This window comes from Azospirillum sp. P4_B5 (assembly GCF_056402275.1).
The window spans coordinates 109,990-130,343 of the sequence record NZ_JBFUHT010000007.1 but is presented as its reverse complement, the minus strand read 5'-3'; the positions used below and the strand labels follow the sequence as shown (position 1 = coordinate 130,343).

General features: G+C 68.3%; 13 protein-coding genes. 6 read left to right on the top strand and 7 right to left on the bottom strand.

What is annotated here, in order from left to right; translation table 11 throughout:
• The first annotated feature begins 105 nt into the window (after positions 1-105).
• The 3 genes from AC1DVI_RS07635 to AC1DVI_RS07625 are packed head-to-tail and all read left to right on the top strand — an operon-like array spanning position 106 to position 3,657.
• Positions 106-1,788 (top strand): transposase, encoded by a 1,683-nt coding sequence (locus AC1DVI_RS07635; protein ID WP_476957427.1) that lies wholly within the window; start codon positions 106-108, stop codon positions 1,786-1,788.
• The gene (locus AC1DVI_RS07630) at positions 1,781-2,653 is read left to right on the top strand and encodes a TniB family NTP-binding protein (protein WP_476957426.1); all 873 of its coding nucleotides are present in this window, start codon (positions 1,781-1,783) and stop codon (positions 2,651-2,653) included. The genes AC1DVI_RS07635 and AC1DVI_RS07630 overlap by 8 nt, the downstream gene beginning before the upstream one ends.
• Positions 2,650-3,657, top strand: a complete 1,008-nt coding sequence (locus AC1DVI_RS07625) for a TniQ family protein (protein ID WP_476957425.1) — start codon at positions 2,650-2,652, stop codon at positions 3,655-3,657. The genes AC1DVI_RS07630 and AC1DVI_RS07625 overlap by 4 nt, the downstream gene beginning before the upstream one ends.
• A gap of 5 nt (positions 3,658-3,662) precedes the next feature.
• Here AC1DVI_RS07625 and AC1DVI_RS07620 read toward each other — a convergent pair whose 3' ends face one another.
• Positions 3,663-4,607 (bottom strand): recombinase family protein, encoded by a 945-nt coding sequence (locus AC1DVI_RS07620; RefSeq protein WP_476957424.1) that lies wholly within the window; start codon positions 4,605-4,607, stop codon positions 3,663-3,665.
• Positions 4,608-5,695: 1,088 nt separating this feature from the next.
• Between AC1DVI_RS07620 and AC1DVI_RS07615 the strand changes: the two genes are divergently transcribed.
• Positions 5,696-6,805, top strand: coding sequence for a helix-turn-helix domain-containing protein (locus AC1DVI_RS07615; protein ID WP_476957423.1), 1,110 nt, complete (start codon positions 5,696-5,698; stop codon positions 6,803-6,805).
• A 369-nt stretch (positions 6,806-7,174) separates the two neighbouring features.
• Here the strand turns inward: AC1DVI_RS07615 and AC1DVI_RS07610 are convergent, their stop codons facing one another.
• The 5 genes from AC1DVI_RS07610 to AC1DVI_RS07590 all read right to left on the bottom strand — a co-directional run bounded on the left by AC1DVI_RS07610 (position 7,175) and on the right by AC1DVI_RS07590 (position 16,791).
• Positions 7,175-8,572, bottom strand: a complete 1,398-nt coding sequence (locus tag AC1DVI_RS07610) for a glycosyltransferase (protein ID WP_476957422.1) — start codon at positions 8,570-8,572, stop codon at positions 7,175-7,177.
• A 473-nt stretch (positions 8,573-9,045) separates the two neighbouring features.
• The gene (locus AC1DVI_RS07605; protein ID WP_476957421.1) at positions 9,046-9,933 is read right to left on the bottom strand and encodes a ParB/RepB/Spo0J family partition protein; all 888 of its coding nucleotides are present in this window, start codon (positions 9,931-9,933) and stop codon (positions 9,046-9,048) included.
• Positions 9,923-10,930: an AAA family ATPase gene (locus AC1DVI_RS07600; protein ID WP_247888480.1), complete on the bottom strand. Its 1,008-nt coding sequence runs from the start codon at positions 10,928-10,930 to the stop codon at positions 9,923-9,925. Before AC1DVI_RS07600 ends, AC1DVI_RS07605 begins: the two co-directional genes overlap by 11 nt.
• A gap of 178 nt (positions 10,931-11,108) precedes the next feature.
• Complete coding sequence (locus AC1DVI_RS07595) at positions 11,109-13,415, bottom strand: DUF4347 domain-containing protein (protein ID WP_476957420.1); 2,307 nt, start codon at positions 13,413-13,415, stop codon at positions 11,109-11,111.
• Positions 13,416-13,932: 517 nt separating this feature from the next.
• Entirely contained in the window at positions 13,933-16,791 is a 2,859-nt protein-coding gene (locus AC1DVI_RS07590; RefSeq protein WP_476957419.1) for a DUF4347 domain-containing protein, read from the bottom strand.
• 580 nt (positions 16,792-17,371) lie between these two features.
• Here AC1DVI_RS07590 and AC1DVI_RS07585 point away from each other — a divergent pair.
• Positions 17,372-18,490: an NAD(P)/FAD-dependent oxidoreductase gene (locus AC1DVI_RS07585; RefSeq protein ID WP_476957441.1), complete on the top strand. Its 1,119-nt coding sequence runs from the start codon at positions 17,372-17,374 to the stop codon at positions 18,488-18,490.
• Between the two features lie 28 nt (positions 18,491-18,518).
• Here the strand turns inward: AC1DVI_RS07585 and gmhB are convergent, their stop codons facing one another.
• Positions 18,519-19,061 (bottom strand): D-glycero-beta-D-manno-heptose 1,7-bisphosphate 7-phosphatase, encoded by a 543-nt coding sequence (gene gmhB, locus AC1DVI_RS07580; protein ID WP_476957418.1) that lies wholly within the window; start codon positions 19,059-19,061, stop codon positions 18,519-18,521.
• 289 nt (positions 19,062-19,350) lie between these two features.
• Here gmhB and AC1DVI_RS07575 point away from each other — a divergent pair, with 289 nt between their 5' ends.
• Positions 19,351-20,304 (top strand): glycosyltransferase family 2 protein, encoded by a 954-nt coding sequence (locus AC1DVI_RS07575; protein WP_476957417.1) that lies wholly within the window; start codon positions 19,351-19,353, stop codon positions 20,302-20,304.
• Positions 20,305-20,354 lie beyond the last annotated feature (50 nt).

The following is a 20,354-nucleotide window of genomic DNA, read 5'->3' as shown; positions in this document are numbered from 1 at the left end:
AAAAGTGGGTGAGGAATTCTGCGGTGGTTAAGCCCTTTCCTCAGAGCAGTTCATGCGAAAAGCAGAGCTATTCTGGTGAAAAGCCGAGAGTGGATCGGGTGAAACGTGCAGAACCATCCACGCGGGGACCAGCCGCTGACGGGTGTGCCGGACGAGATCTGGGAGATCGCCCGAGAGCGTGAACGCGTGATCCGGCGGCTGGTCCTGGAGCCACCCGCCTACGGTGCCCGCAGCGAAGTGATGGCCGCAGCAGCGGCCGAACTGGGGCTCAGTCCCCACCATCTCTATCGGCTGCTCAAAGCCTACGAAGCCGATCCCCGAACCCGGTCACTGGTGCCGAAGACGCCGGGTCCACAGGTTGGCGCCCGCCGGCTCGCTCTACGCGTCGAAACGATCATCGAGGAGGAGATCCAGACCCGCTACATGGATCTGCTCAAGCCGAAGAAATCACTGCTGATGAAGGGCATCCACGCCCGGTGCGCCGCCGAAGGGCTGGGCAGGCCGGCCCGTGAGACCGTCGAAGCCCGCCTGGCGGTCATCAGCAAGCGGGAGCAGACCAAGCGGCGCCACGGCCCCAAGAAGGCGCGCGAGGACTTCAACCCGATCCGCGGATCGCTGGAGGCCGAACGCGCCCTGGAGATCGTCCAGATCGACCACACCCCGACCGACGTGATGGGGGTGGAGCCCGACACGCTGGAGGTCATCGGGCGCCCGTTCATCACCTTGGCGATGGACATCCGAACCCGGATGTACTGCGGCTTCTACCTGACCTTCGATCCGCCCAGCGTGTCCAGTGTGGCGGCCTGCGTCGCCCACGCGGTGATGGACAAGAGCGACTGGCTGTCGGCGCGCGGTCTTCCGGCCAAATGGCCGGTCGCGGGCCTGTGCGAGGTCATCCACGTCGACAACGGCAAGGAGTTCCACTCCAAGGCCTTCACACGGGCCTGCGAGGATTACGGCATCGAGGTGCGGTACCGGCCGCCGGGAACGCCGCACATGGGCGGCCACGTCGAACGGCGCATCGGCCACCTTATGCAGGAGTTGCACCTCTTGCCCGGCACCACCTTCTCCACCATCAAGGAGCGGGGCATCTACGATCCGGCCGGCAACGCCTGCCTCACCATCGCCGAGATCGAATGGCTGGTGGCCAGCATCATCCTGGAGCATCACGCCAGCTTTCACGAAGGCATCGGCACGGCACCGCTCGCCAAATGGACCGCCGACACGGAGGGGCGGACTTTCCGCACGCCGGCCGACCTGCGGACGTTCCACCGTGACTTCCTGCCGTTCGAGGATCGGAAGGTCCAGCAGGACGGCATCCACCTCTTCAACGTCCTCTACTGGCACGAGGCGCTGACGCCCTTCCTTCACAACAACGCGTGGGTGACGGTCCACTACGATCCGGCCAACCTGTCCAAGGTCTTCGTCCGGGGCGTGTCGGGGGAGTACCTGGAGGTGCCATACCGGAACCTGCGCCGTCCGGCCATCTCCAAGTGGGAGCTGAAGGCGGCCACCCGCGCGCTGCGCCGGCAGGGACGAGCCGGCGTCGACGAGGCCATGATCTTCGAGATGGTGCTGGCGCGACGCAAGCTGGTCGACGAGGCCCGCAGCCGCAGCCGGCGGGCGCGGCTGGAGCACGCCCGCGGCGCCCGGCCGGGATCGGGACCGACGCTTCCGGCCCCCGATACCACGCGGACGATCGACGCGGAGTTCCAGGCCGTCGCCGAGGACGCCGACGATGTTCCTATCGACCTGCCCTTCTACGAGACCGAGGAGTGGGATGACTGACTCGTACGAGCACCTCGCCCCTGCGGCGCGCGCGGTCATCGACCGGCCGGCGGCGGAGCGCATCGCGACCATGCGCTCCCGCAAGTTCCTGGAGTACCCGCGCTGCCGTTATGTGCTGGATGTCATGACGGAACAGCTCGAGCGACCGAGAGGCTCGATCAAGCTCAACCTGCTGGTCTGGGGCGAGTCCGGACAGGGCAAGACGATCATCGTCCGCAAGTACCTGCGGGACCATCCTCCCATGTCCGAGCGCACGGCGGGCGTACGGCGGACACCGGTCATCGGCATCGAGATGCCGCCGCTGTGCGACATCAAATGGTTCTACACGGACCTGTTGCGGGCCATCGATGCCCCGCCCCGGACCGGCCGATCGGACCTGCCGCTCATGGCGGAGCGGATCATTCATCTCTACCGCCTGATGGACGTCCGACAGATCGTCATCGACGAATCCCACAACATGCTGATGGGGACGATCCGTCAGCAGCGGACCATGCTGGCGGTCATCCGCCATCTGTCCAACACGTTGGAAATCCCTCTCGTGCTGTTCGGCACCCAGGACGCCCGCGAGGCTTTGCTGCACGACCGCCAGCTCGCCCGCCGGTTCCGGTTCATCGACCTGCCGACCTGGGCGCCGGGCGAGGAATTCGACGCGCTGGTCGGCGGGGTGTTGCGCTCCCTGCCGCTGCGCCGGCCCTCGGTCCTGACGGCGCGGGCGGTCAAGGCGTTGGCGGCGCACAGCCAGGGGGTGACCGCCAGCGTGTTCGAGACGCTGGTCGACCTCGGCGTGCGCGCGATCCAGTCGGAGGAGGAACGGATCACCGCCACCGCCGTGATCGGGCACACAACGCTTCCTGCCATCGCATGACCGCTCCCTCCAGCGGTCCCTTCACGGCCGTCCGCCCCTGGCCGGTCGTTCCGCCGCTCCGACCCGGCGAGTGCCTGTCGAGTTGGCTGGCCCGGATTGGCCGGGAGTATGGTCTTGCCGGCGAGCAGCTGCTCGGGAGCGACGGTCCCGCGGCGACGGAGACCGGCGTGGCTCTCGACGAGGCCCCGCCAGACGAACTGGTCGCGTGGCTGGCGCGCAAGACCGGGCAAGCGCCGCGCCGCATCCGGGCGATGACCCTGTCGGGCCATGTGCCGTTCCTGCTCGACGGCGTAACGCCGCCCGCCGCGTGCTTGGTCGCCTACGTCGCCGGCACGCGGTTGATCACCAGGCCCGACGAACCGATCGTCAGAACGAAGACGCTGCCATGGATCGACCGGACCTGGACGGGCCAATGGGCGTGCCGTGCCTGTCTGGAGGCGGATGAGGCGCCGTACCGGCGTCTGTCCTGGCACCTGCCATGGACGCTGACCTGCCCCGTCCACGGGATCTTCCTGACGCGCGCCCTGGTGCTTCCGGGCCGCACCTGGAGCGTCATCGAGGAGCGGCCGTTCGGGCGCGTGACCCCGGAGGCCGATTTGCTGCGGCTGGATCGCACCACGCATCAGGCGGTCACGCGCGGCATCGTCGAGACGCCGGCCGGCCGGATTGCCGGCGGGACATGGGTTCGGCTGCTGCGGGCTGTGATCGAGGAACTGGCCTCCGTCGTGCCCGATGGCTCGCCGCGTGGTGCGGGGATCGCCGAGCTGTGGGCCGATGTGGGCATGACCCCGCCCACGGCCAGGGAGCGGGCCTGCCCCTACGAAGCGTTGCCACCCCGGTTCAAGCTCCGCCGCATGCGGGCTGCGGCGCTTGTGCTGGAACGGGCCCGATCGGTTCTGACCGGCTGGATGGACGGGAACGCGCTGCCCTGGCTCGACCCCGAAGCCGATGCTGTGCGCCGCGGTCTCACCACGCAAGGAGCCGGATCGGTGTGGCCGGCGTGACCGCGCTACGGCACCGCGGGGCTGTCCTCCTGGTCGAGCAAGCCCTGTTCGCGGGCGCGGTCGAGCAGCGCCTTGACGCTCGACGGCGCCCAGGTCCGCGCCCCGGTCTTGGTGAGAACGCCTTGGCGTTCCAACTGTCGGCCGATGCGGGTGAGGGTCGGCTTCTCGCCGGCGGCGGCGTTGTGGATGGTCGCGACCAGCTCCACCAAGCGCTTGTCCTGGGCGATTGCCTTTTTGGCGCGGCGTGGTGCGGCCTTGAGCAGATCGGGTTCGGCCAAGCCGTCGGCGACCAGGCGGCGGACGGCGCGGATCAGCGCGTCGCGCGTCCAGGGCGCCGGGTTGTCGCCGGGGCGCTTCTTCACGGCGGTGTTGAGAACGTCGACGACGCGGTCCCAGGGCTGGGCCGGCCGCAGGCGGCGCACGACGGGAAGGAACTCGCCGGCGCCAGCGGCCACCCGCTCGCTCCGGCGGTCGTCCCGCGCCCGGGCGACCCGCCGGCGGATGAGCGGGTCTTTGGCGACCAGGCCGGGGTTGCCCGGCTGCTTGCCAACCGCCTTGGCCGCCCGCACGCCGGCCTTGGTGCGCTCGCGGATCAGGGAGCGTTCGAACTCAGCGACCGCGCCGAGGATCTGCAGGGTGAACTTGCCTTGCGGGCTGCCGGTGTCGATGGGATCGCCGAGCGACTTGAAGGCCACCCCCTTGCGCTCCAGCGTGTCGATGACCGCCAGCAGGTGAGCGAGCGAGCGGGCCAGGCGGTCGATGCGCACGACGACCAGCGTGTCGCCCTTCTTCACCCGGGTCAGCACGGCCTTGAGCTGCGGGCGCTCACGGTCGGCGCCCGAGGCGTTCTCGCGAAAAATCTCGGTGCAGCCGAATTTCCTCAGATCGAGGATCTGCGCCTCGGTCGACTGGTCCTCGGTGGAAACGCGCGCGTAGCCGATGAGCGCCATGGGGCCTGCCTTTTCCTGTCCATGCGGCGCATCCGGCCCAGAGTTCGGTCATCAAGCCGGACCACCGCGCAAGCCCTACCGCCACCTCCCTTCGTTTTCAAGCTCTGCGCAGGGGATCAACCGGGCGGTTGAAAACCAGCGGAAAAAATTTGGCCGCCCACACCCCCGTCCAGGAACGACCGGAAGGCAGCCCATGGCGAGGGGCAGCAGGCGGGTGATGGCGCCGTCGAAGCACCGGAAACTGGGGTTCGCTTAGTTGTCGCGGAGAGAGAGCCGGCATTGATGAAACAGGTCGGACCCAAGAGAGGCCAAGGCGCTCTGACTTGTCGCCTGATCAACCCGCAGCTTTTCGCATCATTAGCCCAGCAAAACAGGACTGGTGATGACAAGAGGCGGCTCAAACGCCGTTTTTCACCTGATTAACCCAGCAACGACAGCCTTCTCCCAAGCCGGAAAAAAAGCCTCCGGACACCCCATTTGTAAAGTCTGGGAGAATGAGAGTAAACGACCGTTTTGGAGCGCGCCAATTCCTTTACAGCGACCGTACGGTCGGCCGTCCCGTGATCGGGAGCGTCCCAAAGGAGATCTGCGACGTGGATCAGGGCGCCGGACCGCGGACCGCAAAACCGGGCTACGGACATGTGCGGAATGGCCCGGCGATCTGGCTGGGATCGAGCGCCCTGACGCGCTTGGAGCGGCCGATCTAAGCAGCGGCGGTCCAGCTCTAAATCGATTCACTCTCTTCTAAACGGATCTGGTCTGCAAAGCGGCGGCCGGGACGGGGCGGAAGCCGCGGAAAGCCGGCTTCTAAACGGATCCCCCCGATAACGACACTAATAAACGGGCGATAGCTGCGCTTATCGGTGGTTTATCAAAGCCAGCCGCCCCGCGGACTCCGGCAAAGAGAAGCCAAATGCCTCCTAGCTTCGCTCTTGTCTTCCAACCTACTGGTTTTTATCGTCCCTGAGCGCTCCTCATCGAGCAACGCTGTCCTCCCACCCGCCCGGATCACCGATGCCGCGTCTCCTCCCCCGCCCCGCTACCGCCGCCCGCTGGGACCCGCCGCGCCGCCCCTCCGGAGGGCGACGGTGAGCCGGTGGCGCCCCGACAACGACGCCCTGCCGCCCCGCCGCGCCTGGGACGATGACGACGCCGAGGAGGACATGGACTGGCGGCCGCCGGTCGACGAGGAGCCGGCGCCCGCGCCGCTGAGCGGAGCAACGCCGCCGCTGGTCGCCGCGGTCGCCGCCGCCACGGCGGCGCTGGTCCGCCTCGACGAGCGCCTCGCCCGCTCGCCGCCCGCGCTGCGCGCCGGCTGGCAAGCCCGGATGGTGCTCGAGGACGCCGCCGCCGCCGTCCGCCTCGATCACGGGCCGGCGGTCAATCCCCGCGTCCTGCGCGACCACGACCTCGGAATCGCCACTGGGCCGTCCAACCCCGACGTCGCCCGAGCCGCCCTGGTGCTCGCCCTGCTGCGCCACCTGCTGCGCCGGTCGCCGCGCCACCTCTTCCGCCCGGCCCGGCTGCTCGCCGGCGCCGGCCACCGCCGTCCGGCCGCGGCCACCCGGACGCCCGGTCCCGGCCGGTTGCCCGCCTGGACCGGCCTCTTCGTCCCCGACCGCGCGGCGATCCACGACGCCCTGGTCGAGGCGCTCGACCCGGCGTGGCTCAGGGAGCTGGAGGGCCAGCCGCCGCTGCTCGCCGCCGCCCGCTTCGTCGGGCACTGGCACCGCTGCGGCGCCGCCGCCCTGCTCGGCGGCACGCCCGGCCGCCAGCTCGCCGCGGCCTGGCTGGTCCGCACCGGCCTGCTGGAGGCGCCGCTGCCGCTGATGAACGTCGGTTGGCTCGGCGCCCGCGCCGCCTACACCCCGGACGACCCGGCGCTCTGGCCGTGTCTCTTCGCCGAGGCGGCGGCGCGGGCGGCGGAGCGCGGCCTGCAACTCCACCGCAACCTGGACTCTTGGCGCGGCCGCCTGCAGGAGGCCGCGGGAGAAGGCCGCCGGGCCTCGGCGCTGCCGCGCGCGGTCGAGGTGCTGGTGGCGCGGCCGGGGGTGTCCGCCACCGCCCTCGCCGCCGCGCTCGGCGTCACCCCGCGCGCCGCCCAGACGCTGCTCGACGGCCTGCGCCGCCGCGGGCTGGTGGCCGACCTCACCGGGCGTCAAGCCTTCCGCGTCTGGACGGCGCCGGAAAGCCTGTGACCACGCCCGTCACCCCGGATGGGCATGGATCGCAAGGGGGACCGCGCAAGACCGCCCTTCGAAGCCTCGGCTTTCGGCCTCGACCTCAGCGGCGCCGCGTTCCGTTTCCAAATCGGCCGTTTGGCGAAGATATCCGGGCCGCAGAGGACAGCGAAAACAATGGCCTCCGCTTCCGTCGGGAACTCGATCTAGAGGTAGGAAAAATTCTTAAGTGGGCGCGACAGTCGACGATTCCGTGACAACCGGATGGACGGGCAGCAAGGCGCACCGCCGTGACGATACGCCCCGCTCCCGGTGCGCAGTCACACGCGCGATTCCTCGCGCCCGCCCCTCCTCAGAAGGGGCAGGTCCTCGCCTTGCCGGGGATGATCAAAGCGCCTTCAGCTTTTTCCAGGCGAACAGCACCATCCGCAGCAGCAGCCAACCGTGGGTGAAGCGGCTGATCTGCGTCTCGCCATAGCTGCGGTCGGCGTAGCGGATCGGCACCTCGACGATCTCCAGATTGAGCTTCGACGCGCCGAAAATCAGGTCAAAATCGCCGAACGGATCGAAGTCGCCGAAGTAATGGCGATTGGCGACGATCTGGTCGTAGTCGCGCCGCCAGAGCACCTTCGTGCCGCACAGCGTGTCGGTGAAGCGCGTGTTCAGCAGGAAAGAGAAGATGCGGGCGAAGGCGCGGTTGGCGATCCAGTTCAGGAAGCGCATGGCCTCGTCGGCCATCGGATAGACCAGCCGGGTGCCGTTGATGAACTCCCCCTGCCCGGACGCGATGGCGCGGTAGAATTTCGGCAGGCTTTCCGGCGGCACGGTCAGATCGGCGTCGAGGATCATCAGAATGTCGCCCCGCGCCGCGGCGAAGCCGGCCCTCACCGCGTCGCCCTTGCCCTTGCCCGGCTGCTTCATGACCTTGATGTCCCAGTCCGGATAGGCGGCCTGGACGCGCAGGCATTCCTCGTAGGTATTGTCCTGGCTGTTGCCCTCGACGTAGATCACCTCCACATCCGGGCAGAAGCGCGGCATGCGACGGATGGCGTTCTCTATGTTGCCGCGCTCGTTCCGGCAGGGGATCAGCACGGTGCAGGACGGCTGCCGTTCCTGTGCCCTGGCAATCGGGCGTCCCACGACATAATTGCGCAGGCAGAGTTTTCGGACCCCCGGCAACGGGGCGATGCTGCGATTGATGAGCGTGCCGAGACCGAGCAGCCGGCGCGGCACGAGTTGCCGCCATTCCCGCTTCACCGGCTGCCAGCCGGCGAGGGTCAGCAGGCCGGCGATGTCGGCGCTCGACAGCCAATTCATCTGCCCCTGTGGCATCTTCAGGCCGAACCGCTCGGCGGCGGCCAGGACTGGCTCCCACAGGCGGGAATGGTAGCTGACGATGATGCGCGTCTGCGGCGTGGCGAAGCGATGGAGTTGGCGCAGCGTCTCCTCGATGTCGTCGAGAAAGCCGACGGTGTCGGACAGCAGGATGACGTCGAAGCGCCCTTCGATCTCCGCCAGGACGGCGGGGTCCTCCGCGTTGCCGGTGTGGAATTCCAGCCCCGGATGGCGCTGCCGTGCCCGTTCGATCATCGCCGGGCTGAGGTCGATGCCCACCCCGCGCGACGGCTCCAGGAAGGCCAGCGTGTCGCCCGTGCCGCAACCGATCTCCAGAATCGACGCGTTTTCCGGAATGAGGAAACGCAGATAGGCGCGGTCGGCCTCATGAAAGGCCCTGTTGCGCTCGACCCAGCGGTCGCGCTCGGGAGCAAGGCTGTCGAACAGCATCCGCACGCTCTCCTGACGGGGCGACAGGGAAGCTGCGTCACCGGTTCGGGTGGGAGCACCGGCTGCAGTGTCCTCGAAACTCTCAACAGTCATGAATAGGGTCCGTGACAACGTGTTCGGAAGCAACCGGGCCTCCGCCGAACAGGGCAAGCCAAGCGCGGCAGCCGGCAAAGGCCGGTGGTCCGGACGACAGTCCAACGGGCGGGCGCCACAGTGATACCGATCCCGGCAAAATGCAACCGGGGTGTGGAGGCGCTTCCCAGAGGACACAAACGGGGAATTCGTCACCCGGCGGCAGCGCGGACCTCCTGGAAAGTGGCGCGCTGCGACGAGCCGCGGTCATGAGGTCCTCGCCCTTGAACCGGAGCATTGGCCAGAGATCATCGCCGCCGGAAAAGGTGGTCTCCGGACGGTGAGAATTMTCACCGCTATGCCCATAAAGGGATAACGGTGAGAATTCTCACCACCGCATGTCACTCTGGATCGTCGTCCAGAATGGCGTCGATGGTGCTGCGCAACGCGCGCAGAACCTCGCGGTCCACACCGTCCAGCCGCTTCGGCTTTTCCTGAAACGCCTGCAAAGCGTCCCGTGTCCGCAGGATGTTGCGGGACACGCGCAGGCTGAAGGCGCTCAGCACGACCTCGGGCTCGTCCTCCCGACGGACCGGCCGTTGCATCGGTGCGCCGGCATCCCCGGCTTGGGGGGGGACGGCGGGCAGGGGGTCGCTGACCAGCGTGTCCCACAGGCGAAGCTGCGCCTCCGGATCGTCGAGGGCGGCGACCTGGTACAGCTTGTAGCGCGCGAGCTTCCTGGGAGCGGTTTCATACCGCTCGCGCACCGCGGCGGACACCTTCGTCAGGGCGATGGTCCGGGTGATCTCGGCCCGGTCACGCCCCATGATCTGGCCGAGATCGGCGTGGGAATAACCGTGCTTCTCCACCAGGGCCACGAAGGCATCCGCCTCTTCGAACGGCGTCAGGTCGGCGCGCAGCACGTTTTCCACCACCGCCACCTCGGCGGTGTCGATGCCGTCCGGCACCAGGATGCAGGGCACCGTCTGTTGGCCGAGCGCGCGGACCGCACGCAGGCGCCGCTCTCCGAAGACGAGCTGGAAACGGCTCGGCCCCAGCTCCCGCACACCGATCGGCTGCTGCAGGCCGTGTTTGCGGATGGAGTCGGTCAGCGCGGCGAGGTCCGCCTCGTCGAAGCGGCGGCGCGGCTGGTTGGGGTTGGCCTCGATCCACTCCACATCCGGGTAGACGAGCTTCACGCCCTGCTCCGGCTCCGCGAAGACGGCGAGCGCGCCGCGGCTCATAGCGTTCAGCCGGGCGAGGTTCCCGGTCCCAAGTTTACGCGACATGGGCCACCTCCACACGCTTGTGCCGTTCCGCGGCGATGGCGTCGGCGAGCGCCCGGTAGGAGGACGCTCCCGGCGCGTCGGGCACCGCCTCCAGAGCGGCGCGGCCGGCAAGGGCGGCGTCACCGTAAATGGTCGCCCGCGGCACCGGCGGGAAGATGCGCAGCGTGCCGCCCAGCGCGCTGTGAAGCTGCTCCAGAGTCACCTGATGCTGGTTCAGCCGGGCGTTGTGCATGGTCGGCAGGATGCCCAGGACGGCGAGGCTGGGGTGGCAGCGCCGCTTCAGCTTGTTGATCGTCTTCAGCAGATGGTTCACGCCAATGGAAGACAGATACTCGGTCTGGCAGGGGATAACGATGACGTCCGACGCCACCAGACCGTTGGCCGTGCATTGACCCAGGTTCGGTGGACAGTCGATGAAGATGAAGTCGTAGGCGGCCCTCGCGTCCTGCAGCCGCTCCCGCAGGGCCATGGGACCGCTGGGATCGGCGGTCAGTTCCACCTCGACCGACGCCAATTCGATGCTCGACGGGGCGATCTCCAACCCGATGTCGCCGACCGGGACCACGATGTCCTCGACCGCGACCTCCTCGCGCAGCACATGGGCGAGCGACTTGCGCCGGCCCTCCTCGTACTCGATCAGGTCGATGCCGAGATGCGCCGTGGCGTTGGCCTGCGGATCGGCGTCGATGATGAGCACGCGGTAGCCCTCGCGCGCCAGGATGCTGGCGGTGTTGACCGTGCAGGTGGTCTTGCCGACCCCGCCCTTCTGGTTGGCGAGGCAGACGACCAGCGCCGGGCCGTGCTTGCCGTCCACCACCGTCGTCTCCTTCAGCAGGAAACGGACCACCGCGTCGGGGATCTTCTCGCTGTTGCTTTCCCAGCGGGAGATCTTGGACCGGTCGTAGCGCCGCTCCAGCCGCTCGTTCAGCCAGGCCGCGAAATCCGGCTGTGAAAGTTTGCGCTCCTCGCGCAGGAGCCTCATGTCTTCGCCACGCACGTCAACCTCCACAGCGAATGCGCTTGCCGTGTTCAACCGATACGACGGAGCCCCGAATCGGTCAAGGTTGACAGTCATCCCTGTTGCATCAACAGCCGGCATCAACAGAAAAAGGCCGGCCCGGAGGGGGCTCCGGGCCGGCGCTTTTCGGCGCTGTCTCAGACCACAGCGTCTCGGATCACAGGTTGATGAAGGCCACGTAGCTCTGGCCGTCCACCGAACCGGTGGTCATGCTCATCGCACCCACGGCCTTGCCGGTGAAGGTCATGCTGGCGTCGACGGTGCCGTTGCCGTCGATGTCGCAATGGACCGTGGCGCCCTTGTAGCCTTCGGCGCCGCCCATCTCCTCCCAGGACAGCTTGGAGACGCCCTCCTGGTACCCCCACAGGGTGGACCACTCGCCCTGCTCCAGATCGGTGACGGTGGACCAGGTCGTCGTCGCCCCACGGGCATCGACGAAGAAGGTGTCCTTGCCCGATCCGCCGATCAGCCAGTTGGAGCCCGCGCCGCCGTCCAGAACGTCGTCGCCCGCCCCGCCCCAGGCCGCGTCGTCGCCGCCCAGCAGATTGAGGAAGTCGTTGGCGTCGGAGCCGCCCAGCACCTCGCCGCGGTCGTCACCCAGGAAGCTCCACTGCAGGCCGGAGACCGGACCGTCGTAGGCGTAGGCCTTTACGTCCTCCGTCACGCCGTCCACCGTGCGCTGCATCGGCGTGAAGGGACGGTTGTCCACCGGCGGCTCGGTGGTCGGCGGGGTACCGGTCGGCGGCTCCGTCGTCGGGGGAGTCGTCGTCGGAGGTTCGGTGGTCGGCGGCTCCGTCGTCGGAGGAGTCGTGGTGGGGGGTTCCGTGGTCGGCGGCGTGGTGGGCGCATCCACCAGCGTGACGGTGCTTCCGCTGATCTGGAACTGCCCGGCGGTGAAGCTGCCGGCGAAGCGCAGGGTGACGTCGGCGCCCGCCGTGGCGTCGATGCCGATGTGCAGAAGGGTGACGCCGTCCACCGTCGCCGCCTGGACCTGCCCGGTGGTCAGCTGGCTGCCGTTTCCGGCGGTCGCCGTCCCGGTCATCGCCGTGCCGGTGATGGTGAAGGCGTCGCCCACCATGGCCCCGGTGATGCCACTGGTGAATCCGTTGGCCTGGGCGTTGGTCATCGTCACCGTGTGACGGGCGCTGCCGACCAGATCGAGATTTTCCACGCTGGTAAGGGTCATGCCGGAGAGGTCGATCTGCGGCGTCGCCGTGGTGATCTTGCCTTCCGGATCGGTCACATCGTCGGAGCTGATGCGCAGCGTGTCGGTGCCGTCGCCGCCGTCGTAGGAAACCGTGCCGGCATCGCCCTGGGCGGCGATGATGAAGGTGTCGTTGCCGGCGCCGCCCTGGATGACGTCGGCTTCGTCCATGGTGCCGTGTTCGCCGCTGTAGAACACGTCGTCACCATCGCCGCCGACCATCGTGTCGGCGTCCCAGTCGCCGACCAGCGTGTCGTTGCCGGCCCCGCCCATCAGACTGTCCTTGCCGCCGCCGCCGACCAGCAGGTCGTCGCCGTCGTCGCCGTAGAGCATGTCGTCGTCGGCGCGCCCGAAGATCTGGTCGTTGCCGGCCCCGCCATGGACGGTGTCGTTGCCGTTGCCGCTCTCCAGCGTGTCGTTGCCGGCCCCGCCGGTCACCGAGTCGGCGCCGTCATGAGCCCAGAACCACACGGGGTCGTTGCCGGCCACCATGGTGTCGTCGAAGTTGCTGCCGACCCAGCGCTCGATGTCGATGAAGCTGTCGCCCGCGGCGTCGCCCGTGCTGTTGCCTGGGGTCAGCAGGTCGAGCACGATGCCCGTGGTGGCGGTCTCGTAGGACGCCTCGTCGAAGCCGCCCCCGCCATTCAGCACGTCGGCGCCGGCCCCGCTGATCAGCGTGTCGTTGCCGCCGCCGCCGATCAGCGTATCGTTGCCGGCGCCACCCTCGATGACGTCGGGCTCGTCGTCGCTGGTCAGCAGGTCGGGACCCGTCGTCGGGGCGCCGGTCACGGCCAGCACATGGCCCCAGCCCTCGACCCCGGCGAAGGGGGAGGGGGTGACGACGGGCGCGGTGCTCTGGTCGAGCGTCCAGGAGGCGCCCAGCGCGTCCGGGCCGACCAGCCCCGAGGAGGAGGCGACCGTGGCACCCGTGGCAGCGGCCAGCCGGTCGAGGAGCAGACGGCCCTCGGCTCCCGCGCCGGCATGGCAGGCGTGGATGTGAACCTCGGTGCCGCGCGCATCCGGCCAGGAGCGGTCGAGCAGCGACCATGCGTCCAGCGGCTGGGCGCCGATCAGGACCCGTCCCGGCTCGCCATGGGCGACCACATGCAGGACGGACGGACGCGCGGCGAGCACCGTGGCCAGCACGGCATGACCATCGTCGGCGGCGGAGACGAGGATGACCTGGACGTCGGGACGGCGGCGGCTGAGCAGCCCGTCGAGATCCTCAAGTCCAGCGTCCGCGATGATGACTTCGTTCAAGGGAAACTCTCCGTGCATTCTGTGGTGATCGCTGGGGCGCCCGGTCGCATCGTTCACGGATACGGGGTAGCGCGACACCCATTCACATGCGCCTTCGGAGATGCATCCTGCAATTGCCCAAGAAGAAATAACACGTCGTCATCATGGCAACTTAATTGGTGCGTTATCTTATTTGATGATCAGAAAATCATCATTCATATGATCATGAGATGTCTTATGAGATCCAGATAGGCGACATGCCCATCAAGAGAGGTTGAGGGCAAGACGGCGACCCCGCCGAACAATTTCGAGGGGCGATATGCCAGAACGGGCTACCCCACCCAACGGACCATCCGCGCCCCATCCAGAAAAAAGCCGGCCCGGAGCGGTCTCCGGGCCGGCGCTTTTCGGACCATCTTACACCGTTGGCGGATGATGGCTTTCATCATCCGCCAACGGTCGAACCCGACAGATCAATGCGATAGCATCGATTGAAAAGGTGAGACGGCTGGCGCTTGAAGGCTTCGTCCGTCTCAGGTCACAGGTTGATGAAGGCGATGTAGTCCTGGCCGTTCACCGAGCCGGTGGTCATGCTCATCGCGCCCACGGCCTTGCCGGTGAAGGTCATGCTGGCGTCGATGGTGCCGTTGCCGTCGATGTCGCAGCGGACCGTGGCGCCCTTGTAGCCTTCGGCGCCGCCCATCTCCTCCCAGGACAGCTTGGAGACGCCCTCCTGATACCCCCACAGGGTGGACCACTCGCCCTGCTCCAGATCGGTGACGGTGGACCAGGTCGTCGCCCCCCCACGGGCATCGACGAAGAAGGTGTCCTTGCCCGAGCCGCCGATCAGCCAGTTGGAGCCCGCGCCGCCGTCCAGCACGTCGTCGCCGCTCCCGCCCGCCGCCGCGTCGTCGCCGCCCAACAGGTTGAGGAAGTCGTTGCCGTCGGACCCGCCCAGCACCTCGCCGCGGTCGTCGCCCAGGAAGCTCCACTGCAGGCCGGAGACCGGACCGTCATAGGCGTAGGCCTTCACGTCCTCCGTCACGCCGTTCACCGTGCGCTGCATCGGCGTGAAGGGACGGTTGTCCACCGGCGGCTCGGTGGTCGGCGGGGTACCGGTCGGCGGCTCCGTCGTCGGGGGAGTCGTGGTCGGGGGTTCCGTGGTCGGCGTCGAGGGCGTCCCGCTCAGGGTGATTCCGCTGCCGCTGACCTGGAACTGGTCCGCCGTGAAGCCCCCGGCGAAACGCAGGGTGACGTCGGCGCCCGCCGTGGCGTCGGTGCCGATGTGCAGCAGGGTGACACCGTTCACCGTCTCCGCCTGGACCTGCCCGGCGGTGAGCTGGCCGCCGTTGCCGGCGGTGACCGCGCCGCCCATCGCCGTACCGGTGATGGTGAAGACGTCGCCGCCGGTGGCGCCGGCGATGCTGGCGAAGCCGTTGGCCTGGGCGACGGTCATCGTCACCGCGTGGCGGACGCTGCCGACCAGTTCCAGCCTCTCCATGCTGGTCAAGGTCATGCCGGAGATGTCGATCTGCGGCGTCGCCGTGGTGATCTTGTTCTCCGGATCGGCGACGTTGTCGGAGCTGATGCGCAGCGTGTCGGTGCCGTCGCCGCCGTCGTAGGTCACCGTCCCGGCGTCGCTCTGCGCCGCGATGATGAAGGTGTCGTTGCCGGCACCGCCCTGGATGATGTCGGCCTCGGGCAGGGGGTCGTGCGCGCCGCTGTAGAACACGTCGTCGCCGTCGCCGCCGATCATCGTGTCGACGCCCCAGTCACCGATCAGCGTGTCGTTGCCGGTGCCGCCATCGAGCATGTCGTTGCCGCCGCCGCCGGCCAGCAGGTCGTTGCCGGCCTCGCCGTACAGCATGTCGTCGTCGGCCCGCCCGAAGGCCCGGTCGTCGCCGCCGCCGCCGTAGATCGTGTCGTTGCCGATGCCGCTTTCCATCGTGTCGTTGCCGGCGCCGCCGATCTCGACGTCGTTGCCGCCGTGGCCCCAGAACCAGACGCCGTCGTCGTTACCGACCAGACGGTCGTCGAACTCGCTGCCGATCCAGCGCTCGATGTTGGTGAAGCTGTCGCCCGCGGCGTCGCCCGTGCTGTTCGCCGGGTTGCGCAGATCCAGAACGATGCCCGCGGTCGAGTTCGCGTAGGTCACCTCGTCGAAGCCGTCGCCGCCGTCGAACACATCGGCGCCGGCGCCGCCCTCCATGGTGTCGTGGCCGATGCCGCCGATCAGCGTGTCGTTGCCGGCACCACCGTTCATCAGGTCGTTGCCCTGGCCACCGTCCATGCTGTCGTCGCCGTCACCGCCGTTGATGGTGTCGGTGTCCCCTTCACCGAACAGGGTGTCGTTGCCGGCGCCGCCGTCGAGCATGTCGTTGCCCCAGCCGCCGTAGATCAGGTCGTTGCCGTCCTCGCCATAGAGAACGTCGTTGTCGGCGCGGCTGTAGATCTGGTCGTCGCCGGCGCCGCCATAGACGGTGTCGTTGCCGTCGCCGCTCTCCATCGTGTCGTTGCCGGCGCCGCCGATCTCCACATCGTCGCCCGCGTGCCCCCAGAACCACACGGGGTCGTTTCCGGCCCTCATGGTGTCGGCAAAGTTGGAGCCGATCCAGCGCTCGATGCCGGTGAAGCTGTCGCCCGCGGCGTCGCCCGTGCTGTTCGCCGGGTTGCCGATGTCGATGACCATGCCGGTGGTGGCGTTCTCGTAGGTGACGACGTCGAAGCCGTCGCCGCCGTCGAACACGTCGGCACCGGCGCCGCCGTCCATGGTGTCGTGGCCGACCCCGCCGATCAGCGTGTCGTTGCCACCGTTGCCGAACAGGATGTCGTTTCCGGCCCCGCCGTTGATGTTGTCCGCCGCGTCATCGCTGGTCAGCGTGTCGTTGCCGTCGGTCGGGGTGCCGGTAACGGCCAGCTCGTGGGCCCAGCCGCGCGCTCCAACGCCCTCGACCCCGGCGAAGGGGGAGGGGGTGAACACGGGCGCGGTGCGCACGTCGAGCTTCCAGGAGGCTCCCCGCTCCGCCGGGCCGACCGGCCCCGAGGAGGCGGCGACCACCGCACCCGTGGCGGCGGCCAAGCGGTCGAGGAGCAGGCGGCCCGCCTCGCCCGCACCGGCATGGCAGGCGTGGATGTGGATCTCGGTGCCGCGCGCGTCCGGCCAGGAGCGGTCGAGCAGCGACCGTGCGTCCAGCGGCTGGGCGCCGATCAGGACCCGTCCCGGTTCGCCATGGGCGACCAGATGCAGGACGGACGGGCGGGCGGCGAGAGTCGCGGCCAGCACGGCGTGGCCATCGTCAGCGGCGGAGACGAGCGTGACCTGAACGCCGGGGCGGCGGTGGCTGAGCAGTCCGTCGAGATCCTCAAGGCCAGCGTCCGCGATGATGACTTCGGTCAAGGGAGACTCTCCGTGGATTTTGTTGTGATCGTTGGGATGCCAGATCGCCTCCTTCGCGGACATTGGGAAGGCGGCGACATCCTATGACATGAATTTTGATGGTATATTCCTGCAATCCTCTAAGAAGAAACAATCCAAGCTCCTCCGTATTACCATGATCTGCCAAAAGACAAGCCCGTCTGAAGTGAGTTTATCAGTCGAATATTTTTGGTTTTATTGGAGACACCCGGATAATCCGGCGCTTCCGGAAGAGGGGCGGGAGGGGCTAGCCCCCTTCCTACTCCGCATTTTCGAAGGGAGGGGAAGGGCGGATGGCCGTCACACGGATGCACCCGCTCCCCTTTCGCGGTACGCCCAGCCCCCTTCGGCGCCCCGGTCGTCGCACCGCCTTCCGGCAGAGGCGGCGGCCCAGGACGGGTGAACTCCCACACCGGTTTCCCGGTCTCCACGGGGAACGGCGCGGCGCGACCTTGTACGGCCTTGTGCGGCGGGGCCGGTCTGGCGTTTCTATGCCATGCCGGGGGATTGGGCCTGAGGATCGGGCCTCGTGGATCAGGCTGGCGGATCGGAGAGGAACGCGATGGAGCGGGTGGACTGCGTGGTGGTGGGGGCGGGGGTGGTCGGGCTGGCGGCCGCCCGGCGGCTGGCCCGCGCCGGCCGGGAGGTGGTGATTCTGGAAGCGGCCGACGCCATCGGCACGGGCACCAGCTCACGCAATTCGGAAGTCATCCACGCCGGCATCTATTATCCCACGGGAAGCGTCCGGGCGCGGCTGTGCGTGGCCGGACGCGACGCGCTGTACGCCTATTGCGCGGCGCATGGAGTCGAACACAAGCGCATCGGCAAGCTCATCGTCGCCACCGAGGAGGCCCAGTTGCCCAGGCTGGCGGCCATCCAGGCGCAGGCCGCAGCCAACGGGGTGGACGACCTGCGCTGGATCTCCGCCACCGAGGCGGCGGCGCTGGAACCCAACCTGCGCTGCGTCGGCGCCCTGCTGTCGCCCTCCACCGGCATCATCGACAGCCATGGCCTGATGCTGGCGCTTCGGGGCGATGCGGAAGAGGCCGGCGCCATGCTCGCCCTGCTGAGCCCGCTGGAGCGCGCCCACCGCGCCGCCGACGGCTTCGAGTTGGAGGTCGGCGGGGCGGAGCCGATGCGCATCGCCTGCACCACCCTGGTCAACGCCGCCGGGCTGGGCGCCTGGGCCGTGGTGCGGAACCTGGGCGGTTTCCCCGCGAATCGGATTCCCCCGCGCGTGCTGGCCAAGGGCAACTACTACGCTCTGGCCCAGGGGCGTTCCCCTTTTTCACGTCTGGTCTATCCGGTTCCGGTGGAGGGGGGCTTGGGCGTCCATCTGACGCTCGATCTTGCCGGACAGGCCCGCTTCGGCCCCGACGTGGAATGGCTGAGCCCGGAGGATTACGACCGTATCGACTATGCGGTCGATCCCCGGCGCGCCGACGGCTTCTACGGCGAGGTCCGGCGCTACTGGCCGGGCCTGCCTGACGGCGCCCTCGTCCCGGCCTATTCCGGCGTCCGCCCGAAGCTGAGCGGCCCCGGCCAGCCGCAGGCCGATTTCCTGATCCAGGGGCCGGAGGCGCACGGCGTCCCCGGCCTCGTCACCCTGTTCGGCATCGAATCGCCGGGCCTGACCTCCTGCCTCGCCATCGCCGACGAGGTGGCGGCGCGTCTGGCCTGAACCCGCCGCCGACCCGCGTCTGCCCCCGTCAGGACAGGTGCGGGATCAGGTCGGCGGGACGGGCGATCGTCAGGGTCGCCGCCGTTCCGGCAGGACCCTGGCCGCCCTCCGCCAGCAGGACACGCCGCCCCACGCCGGCCGCCAACGCCGCTTCCATGTCGGTCGGTTGATCGCCCAAGAACACCGAAGCGGGCAGGGCGAGGCCGAAGCGGCGGGCCGCCTCCAGGATCATGCCGGGGTTCGGCTTGCGCCAGAAGCTGTCGCGGGCGTAGCGTTCCACCACGCCATCGCGGTGATAGGGGCAATGGAAGACCCCGGCGATCTCCACGCCGTGGCTTTGGAAGACATCCCGCATCCAGTCGCTCAGCACCAAGAAGTCCGCTTCGGTATAGCGGCCGCGGGCGATGCCAGCCTGATTGGTGATCACGACGATGCGAAATCCCCAGTCCACCGCGTGGCGGGCCAGAGAAAAGATGCCGCCCACAAACTCAAACCGGTCGCGATGGCCGACATAGCCATGATCGATGTTCACCACGCCATCACGGTCGAGCAGCAAAGCACGGCAAGTCATGCTCGTATCCTCCCCACCTCAGGGCACGGACTTTTTACGTGACCATGAAGTCGTAATAGTGAGGGTGGATAAGACCACGATTGATTGCCATCCACCGGTCGGCTAACTTCGTCCATCCGGAAAAGCTCGACCGGGCACCTCATATCCACACCGCGATACACTTTCAATGATAAACACGTCGATCATGCCGCCGCCCATTACCGGACCTGCAACCGCCGAATCGTCGACGGCCGTCGTGGAGCCCGGCGCCATCCCCGCCCGGACGCCGGTCCCGGCCCCGGAACCGGATATGGCTCCCGTGGTGGCGGTCTTGATCCCCTGCTACAACGAAGAGGCAGCGATCGCCTCGGTCGTGCGGGACTTCCAGGCGGCGCTGCCCGACGCCACGGTCTATGTGTACGACAACAACTCGTCCGACCGCACAGCGGAGGTGGCGAAGGCCGCCGGCGCGGTGGTCCGCCACGAGCCGTTGCAGGGCAAGGGCAACGTCATGCGCCGGATGTTCTCGGACATCGAGGCGGACGTCTATGTGCTGGTGGACGGCGACGACACCTATCACGCCCCCTCCGCGCCGCTGATGGTCAAGCGGCTGTGGGACGACCAGCTCGACATGGTCAACGGCGCCCGCGTCACCGAGATCGTCAAGGCCTATCGGCCCGGCCACCGCTTCGGCAACAAGCTGCTGACCGGCATGGTCGCGCGCATCTTCGGCGACCGCATCCAGGACATGCTGTCCGGCTACCGCGTCTTCTCGCGGCGCTTCATCAAGTCCTTCCCGGCCCTGGCCAGCGGCTTTGAGACCGAGACCGAGCTGACCGTCCACGCGCTGGAGCTGAACATGCCCATCGCCGAGATCAAGGCGCCCTACAAGGACCGCCCGCCCGGCTCGCACAGCAAGCTCAACACCATCCGCGACGGCGTCCGCATCCTGCGCACCATCCTCAATCTGGTGAAGGAGGAGCGTCCGCTGCCTTTCTTCGGCGCCTTCGGCGGGCTGCTCGCCGCCGCCGCGGTTCTGCTCGCTTGGCCGGTGGTGACGACCTTCCTGCACACCGGCCTCGTGCCGCGCCTGCCCACCGCCGTCCTCGCCACCGGCCTCATGCTCCTCGCTTTCCTCAGCCTCACCTGCGGCCTGATCCTCGACACCGTCACGCTGGGACGCCGCGAGGCCAAGCGCATGCGCTACCTCTCCATCCCAGCGCCAGGCACCACCCCTCCGGACATGCGGTCTACAGGGATCTGATCCAGGCACCGGCGTTACAGTGTGGCCAAGACCCAGAGACAGGCGCAAAA